This window comes from Bacteroidota bacterium (assembly GCA_016711505.1).
Classification (GTDB): domain Bacteria; phylum Bacteroidota; class Bacteroidia; order AKYH767-A; family 2013-40CM-41-45; genus JADKIH01.
In genome coordinates this window covers 513,016-519,506 of record JADJSV010000003.1, presented here as the reverse complement: position 1 = coordinate 519,506, position 6,491 = coordinate 513,016, and the positions used below count along the sequence as shown (strand labels likewise).

Here is a 6,491-nt window from a genome sequence, read left to right as displayed (position 1 = left end):
TGTGTTTGGCTATCTTCAACACTATGAAGATCTGGTACCATAAATCAAAAGAATTATGTTCCTTCTATTATCATCCCTTCACATGGAATAAATTATTGTCCATGTTTGATTGTGATGAAATATGTGTAATGAGAATATTTCAGTGGTGTTGGCATGATGAACACACCTTTTACAAATCGTGGTTCGGATGTTCGCCAGCATTTGTCTCAATGATAGAACCTATGAAGGTGAGAGAATTAAGGAAGCTCGTTAAAACATTTGTAAAGTGGCCGCATGAGTTTAAACTCGCAATTGGAAATGTAAAAGTGGGAAAGAGCTATTACAGGCGGGATAGTATTTTACCACTAAAAGATAAAATATTAAACCAGTTGCTAGAGAAATTAAACGTTTCACATTCATTCTTAGAATTAACATTTGAAAACAAACTAGTATTAATGAAAAGTTCAGGTGTAAAAAATAGAAGGAGTTTCACGAAGTCAGAAGACTTACTTGATCACATTTACAATGAGCTGATGAAGAAGGAAAGTCCGGACTATTTTAAATTTATAGATGCGTTGGACGCTACGGATTTGGAATAAATACTATGTACGAGTTAACGTTAATGATAATATTATGCCAACCCAAAAAAAGACAAACGACCTTACTGAGTGTGAGCGATTAAAGCTTAAATTGGCTTATTCACATTTATATTATTATCGGAACCTAATAAAAGGCACCAACTTGTTTGAGGAGGATGGGTCCATTATACTCCAAAGCAAGGACGGCACAAATGAGACTAAACACGAGGGCCGTACGCTGATAACAGATACACTCAATTACTTCGCGGATAAAGACAATTCGTACTTCTACATGAAATGCGCTAGTCTAAAGAAAGTGCTGGTCGATTATGACATACGATATAGTAATATCAGGACGATGAGCTAAAACACACGAGTAAGAAATTAAATATAAAAAAAGTGATGTTCCGCAGAGGCTGAACTTGAGTTGTTCTACGTGCACAAATATAATTACCGTATCAAAATTCGAGAGAAAAGGATACATGTAAAAGCTTCTGATCAGAAGTCTGCGTCGCAACATATTTCCACATGCGTGTATAAAGAACAAACTTTACGGTATGCTAGAGGATAAAATGGTTCAGATTAATATACCGGTTACATTATACGATCAGATAGAAATGTGGCGATCGGAACTGACTTATGATTACCAGTTAGTAAACCTCGATACGGAGACATTTATTAATTTGTTGTTGGCACGGGCTCACATGGATGTAGCTATTATGCTGTGGAATCCGACAGAGGGCGTAATTGCGTTAAAAGATTTTAAAAGGATGGATTAAATAAAAGAATGTTGGATTGAAGTTTTGGTTTTGTTTTTATTAAGACCTGGATGGTATGTTCAGGTCTTTTTAAACTCTCCCTGCATATTAAATTACACCTTCATAAATTACCTCTACAAAGATTTGGCAATACTTGATAACTATACTTCAACAATTGACTTATTGATTTTAAAATTGAGGAAGGTTCTTGTCCCTCTTTAACATTGATATTGCCAACTTTGCAACATGAATTTCTGTTTCCAATGTCTTTTCTTTGTCTGATAGAAATGTTATTATTTCGTCTTTGCTCCAAATGAAACCAGTGATTAATATTTCATTGAATAATTTAGTTGAAATCAATTCTACTTTTTCCCCCGCAGCAAAACCAAGAATTGTTTCCTTAAAATATTTTCAGCAATGTTTTCATCTATTTCAGTAAACTCTTTTTCAAAAGCAATAAAGTCAAATTTTTTCTTGCACTATTTGATATTGTTTTTAATATTAAATATTCTGCGCCTTCCATGTTAGTGATATTATTAATGAACATTCTTTGTAAATAATAGAGATTGCTTATAAAGTTATCTTTAATATTAGTTGATCAATGGTGAAACTCCGTTTGGCATCAACTAACGATAAAAAAGACAGCGTTTTTTCATCAGTTATAAAATGTAATCGTTTTCATCATTAAAGTATACATTAAAGTGTAATCCATTATAATCATTTTTTCTTAATGTTTTGGCACGTACCCTTCTTGGAAATATTTTCATAAGTAATTTTTTATAGGACTCTTGAAAATATTTAACTCATCTATAATAATCCCTAGTTTTTCTTATCGATAGATAAAAGTAAAAGTGTCCGACTTGTTAAAATTGTTTCAATTGATTTTGCCAACTATCAGTTGCCAAAAATTTCTGAAACTCAATAATTTTATCTTTTGGTAATCTAATAGCTTTTTGTTTAATAATTTATTTTCATAATCATGAATAATAGTTTTCAATGTTATCCCCATATCAGCAACATAGAATCTTTCATACATAACTCTAAAATTGTATATGTAAGATAAGTTCACCGATCTTCTTGTATGTGTTATAAAATCATCAAATCCATTTTTCTAATTCTTGTAACATTTGGAGCAATCGAAATAGTAAAAAAACTTCTTTCAATGGTAAATTGTTTTCCATCAATTTACACAAATGAAATATAACTGAAGTTGTTGCTCTGGATAAAAATATTTCCGGATTTAACAATAAAAGTTTTTTAACCGCATTTTGAACCATATTGAAATCTGCCGGGTTTTCCTTTAATCTTGATGACATTTCAATAACCGTTAGTGGAGAAATAAAAACCTTTAACTTCTTTTTATCTAATTGTTCAACAATCAAGTCGAAAGATGATTTCAAAATTTTACCACCAAAATATAACGCCTTGGATTCCAATAAAGATTGTTCATGGCTTTTAAGTTAATACGGGGTAAACAAAATTTAAAAAAAGTATTCCACACCAATATTGGTACCCAATTCATCCCCTTAAAATAGGGAAACGTAAACTGAAAAAAAAAACGCCTGAAAGCCTTATCAATCAAGGCCTCCAGCGTTGTACTCCGGGCGGGAATCGAACCCGCACTCCCTCAACGGGAACAGGATTTTAAGTCCTGCGTGTCTACCAGTTCCACCACCAGAGCATACTCAAACTAAAGATAGAACTATTCTTAAAAACAAAAAACTCTCTCAAAAGAGAGAGTTTTGGAGCAGAAGACCGGGCTCGAACCGGCCACCCCGACCTTGGCAAGGTCGTGCTCTACCAAATGAGCTACTTCTGCTGGTTTTCCAATATTTTACTATTGGGAGGGCAAAGGTAAAGATTTTTCTTTTTTTACAAAATTTTCAAACTAATTTCTGACTCTAAAAATCAAACAGTTGACTAAAAATCCATGGTTTTTGAATGAAATTTTAAGATTTTAAGATTCCTTCCTGCTTTCTACCATAATCCAATCCTGGACTTGAGTCTTTTATATATTTATATAAGTCAATCCTTATGCCCGGTCAGGATTTTATAGACGCAAAAACCATATCCTCCAAAAACTTTATCACTTTCCTGTCATCCTTCACATTGCCAAAATCAGTCAGCATGGGAAGGTTGCGCATAAAAAAGTTCTGATAATGTGCCATCTCAATGATACTGCTTGCAAGTGAACGCGGATATTTATATTTAGGGTTATACTCAAGAATAGCTGCAGCTACCGTCCCACAAAGATCTTTGTAAGGTTTAAATAATTGCTGCTTATTATCGTCAGTTACATTTCTTGTGAGGTATGCTTTTGATCCTTCCATTCTGACGATCTGGTGCAATAAACGTTCGTCAATATGCTTGGTCTCTATTTCATCCTTGACATCAGTTGCAAGTATCTCAATTATTTTTTTTAGTTTAACTTCAGGTGATTCAATGTTATTAGTGTGAACCATTACCTTAAACTCCAGCCAGCTCCAATACCAGGAAACAATATAAATAAGCAACCTGTGTTTATTTTCAAAATACCTGTATATACCAGCCTCTGTTGTACCTATTTTTTCTGCAAGTTTTTTAAATGTGAACGACTCAAAGCCTGTTTTATGGATCAGTATTATACTATTTTTTATGATCTCCCTGCCGAGTTCTGTTTCTTCCGGATCACGTAGAAACAAGTTATTATTCATTTTTATATTCAATGACAGTTCCATGAATTCAATTGTCTTAGTCTGATTTTCCTAGCGCCCCAAAGATAAAAATATTTTATGATAGTATTACTATCTTTTATAATATTATTACTATCTTTGGCGCAAAATCAGTTTACAGCAATAGTACAAAAAGCAATAAAAGGTAAATGAAATAGGTTTCGTCTTCATGTCATTGGGAGAAGCATATTAAATGTATTGGTGTAGATCATTGCAGGAATAATCATAATAAGTACATATGGAGTTAGCAGAAAAATTTCTTGACTTTTTTTTACACCTCGATAAGCATTTGCTTACCATAGTGACTGATTACAAAAACTGGACTTACCTGATACTATTTTTGATTATTTTTTGCGAAACAGGTTTTGTGATCACACCATTTCTGCCGGGAGATTCACTTCTCTTTACTGCAGGCGCAATTGCTGCATTGGGAGTATTGAACATCTGGTTATTAGTCGTTTTACTTTGTGTAGCTGCGATCTTAGGGGACAGTGTTAATTATGGCATTGGGAAATTTCTTGGATCAAAAGTTTTTGAAAAGAACTTCCGGTTCATTAATCAGAAACATTTGCTCAAAGCAAGATCATTTTATGAAAAGCATGGCGGTAAAACGATAATAATCGCGCGGTTTGTTCCAATTGTCAGAACCTTTGCTCCGTTTGTAGCAGGTGTTACACGAATGAACTATTCAAGTTTTATCCTCTACAACATTGTAGGTGGAATCGTCTGGGTTTTGACTTGCTCTTTTGCCGGATATTTTTTTGGCAACATACCTGTAGTCAAGGAGAATTTTTCAATCGTAATAATTTCCATCATCATTGTTTCCATTGTGCCTATTATAATTGAGTTCATCAGAAACCGATATTCAAAAAATAAGCAATGACAACTGAAATTTACTTCTGGATTGGATTTGTAGTCTTCCTGGCATTGATGCTTGCAATTGATCTGGGAATTTTCCATCGAAAATCGCATACAGTTACATTCAAGGAATCACTTGGCTGGACACTTGTCTGGATAATGCTTGCGATGATGTTTGCCGCAATTGTATATTTCTGGAAAGGATCAGAAAAAGCAATCGAGTTCATTACAGGTTATGTAATTGAATTATCATTGAGTGTAGATAATCTGTTCATCTTCATTCTGGTTTTTTCTTACTTCCATGTACCTCAACAATATCAGCACAAGATATTGTTTTGGGGAATATTGGGAGCCCTCGTCATGAGAGTAATTTTTATTTTCGCCGGAGTAGCCCTAATCAGCAAATTTCACTGGATCATTTATGTATTTGGCGCAATCATCATCATTTCCGGAATTAAAATGCTCTTTCAGAAAGATAAAAAGATTGAACCGGAGAAAAACCCTCTCATCCGCTTTGTCAAGAAAATGATACCTGTAACACATGAATATCATGGCGACAGTTTCTTTATTAAACTCAAGAATGGAGCTTGGGCGGCAACACCACTTTTCATTGTCTTAGTATTTATCGAAATAACTGATTTGATTTTTGCAATTGACTCAATACCTGCCATCTTAGCGATCACTACAGACACATTCATTGTTTTCACTTCAAATGCCTTTGCCATTCTAGGATTACGTTCTCTTTACTTTGCACTGGCAGGCATGCTAAACCTCTTTCGTTTTCTTCACATCGGATTATCCCTGGTACTAATATTCATCGGACTGAAAATGGTTCTATCAGATATTTATAAGGTTCCAATTGAATACGCTTTACTAATAGTACTAAGCATACTTCTCACAAGTATTAGTGCATCACTCATCTTAAAAAAGAAAAAAGTAGCTTAATGGAAAATATCAGAGAATTTTTTGAAATACTTCTCGATTCAGAAAGACTGATTGCATATGGAGGATTAACACTTCTGTTATTGATCATCTTTGCTGAAACTGGCCTGTTTTTCGGATTCATTTTTCCGGGCGATGCGCTATTGATCACAGCGGGATTGTTATGCAGCACTGATTCTTTTGATGTAAATATTTTCCTATTGCTTACCAGTGTATCCGTAGTTGCTATTCTGGGAAATATGACCGGTTATGCAACCGGCAGATATTTTGGCAAAAAACTATTTGCAAAAGAAGACTCTCTGTTCTTTAAAAAGAAGCATTTAGAAATTACAAAAAACTATTTTATGAAATATGGAGGAGCTGCATTGATCATGGGACGTTTTTTGCCTATTGTCAGAACCTTCGCCCCAATAATGGCAGGTGCTTCAGAAATTAGTTTTATAAAATTTACTTTTTACAATATCATAGGCGGGGTAATATGGGTATGGTCTCTGATTCCAATTGGATTTCTACTTGGCAGAAAATTCCCCCTGCTTGTGAATGAAGTTGAATATATTTTTCTGTTTGTTGCCGTCATAACTTCTGTCATTTTTCTATTAGGCTACTTTAAACAAAAAAGAAGTATTAAGACTGCAGAAAATCATGAGCCTGAAAATCCGGAAATA

At 34.0% G+C, this 6,491-nt stretch carries 6 protein-coding genes, 2 tRNA genes and 1 pseudogene; 5 read left to right on the top strand and 4 right to left on the bottom strand.

Annotation, left to right across the window (positions count from 1 at the left end; translation table 11 throughout):
* Positions 1 to 23 precede the first annotated feature (23 nt).
* A complete protein-coding gene (locus IPL24_08120; GenBank protein MBK8363644.1) occupies positions 24 to 578 on the top strand; it encodes a hypothetical protein in 555 nt (184 codons plus the stop codon).
* A 536-nt stretch (positions 579 to 1,114) separates the two neighbouring features.
* On the top strand, positions 1,115 to 1,336 hold the full coding sequence (locus tag IPL24_08115; GenBank protein ID MBK8363643.1) for a hypothetical protein: 222 nt from the start codon (positions 1,115 to 1,117) through the stop codon (positions 1,334 to 1,336).
* Between the two features lie 1,076 nt (positions 1,337 to 2,412).
* On the opposite strand, the gene IPL24_08110 is transcribed toward IPL24_08115, so the two are convergent.
* The 4 genes from IPL24_08110 to IPL24_08095 form a co-directional block, all read right to left on the bottom strand.
* Complete coding sequence (locus IPL24_08110) at positions 2,413 to 2,751, bottom strand: hypothetical protein (GenBank protein MBK8363642.1); 339 nt, start codon at positions 2,749 to 2,751, stop codon at positions 2,413 to 2,415.
* 160 nt (positions 2,752 to 2,911) lie between these two features.
* Positions 2,912 to 2,996 (bottom strand) — tRNA-Leu (locus IPL24_08105).
* Between the two features lie 62 nt (positions 2,997 to 3,058).
* Positions 3,059 to 3,134 (bottom strand) — tRNA-Gly (locus IPL24_08100).
* A 223-nt stretch (positions 3,135 to 3,357) separates the two neighbouring features.
* On the bottom strand, positions 3,358 to 4,032 hold the full coding sequence (locus IPL24_08095; protein ID MBK8363641.1) for a TetR/AcrR family transcriptional regulator: 675 nt from the start codon (positions 4,030 to 4,032) through the stop codon (positions 3,358 to 3,360).
* A gap of 232 nt (positions 4,033 to 4,264) precedes the next feature.
* On the opposite strand from IPL24_08095, the gene IPL24_08090 reads away from it, so the two are divergent.
* From IPL24_08090 to IPL24_08080, 3 genes and pseudogenes are all read left to right on the top strand, one after another.
* Positions 4,265 to 4,909: a DedA family protein gene (locus IPL24_08090; protein ID MBK8363640.1), complete on the top strand. Its 645-nt coding sequence runs from the start codon at positions 4,265 to 4,267 to the stop codon at positions 4,907 to 4,909.
* Positions 4,906 to 5,829, top strand: coding sequence for a TerC family protein (locus tag IPL24_08085; protein MBK8363639.1), 924 nt, complete (start codon positions 4,906 to 4,908; stop codon positions 5,827 to 5,829). The genes IPL24_08090 and IPL24_08085 overlap by 4 nt, the downstream gene beginning before the upstream one ends.
* Positions 5,829 to 6,410: pseudogene (locus IPL24_08080) on the top strand (VTT domain-containing protein). Before IPL24_08085 ends, IPL24_08080 begins: the two are co-directional and overlap by 1 nt.
* Positions 6,411 to 6,491: the final 81 nt, after the last annotated feature.

Coding starts and splice junctions, on each gene's coding strand:
- IPL24_08120 (MBK8363644.1), top strand. CDS start 24: ATGAAGATCTGGTACCATAAATCAAAAGAATTATGTTCCTTCTATTAT.
- IPL24_08115 (MBK8363643.1), top strand. CDS start 1,115: ATGCTAGAGGATAAAATGGTTCAGATTAATATACCGGTTACATTATAC.
- IPL24_08095 (MBK8363641.1), bottom strand. CDS start 4,032: ATGGAACTGTCATTGAATATAAAAATGAATAATAACTTGTTTCTACGT.
- IPL24_08090 (MBK8363640.1), top strand. CDS start 4,265: ATGGAGTTAGCAGAAAAATTTCTTGACTTTTTTTTACACCTCGATAAG.
- IPL24_08085 (MBK8363639.1), top strand. CDS start 4,906: ATGACAACTGAAATTTACTTCTGGATTGGATTTGTAGTCTTCCTGGCA.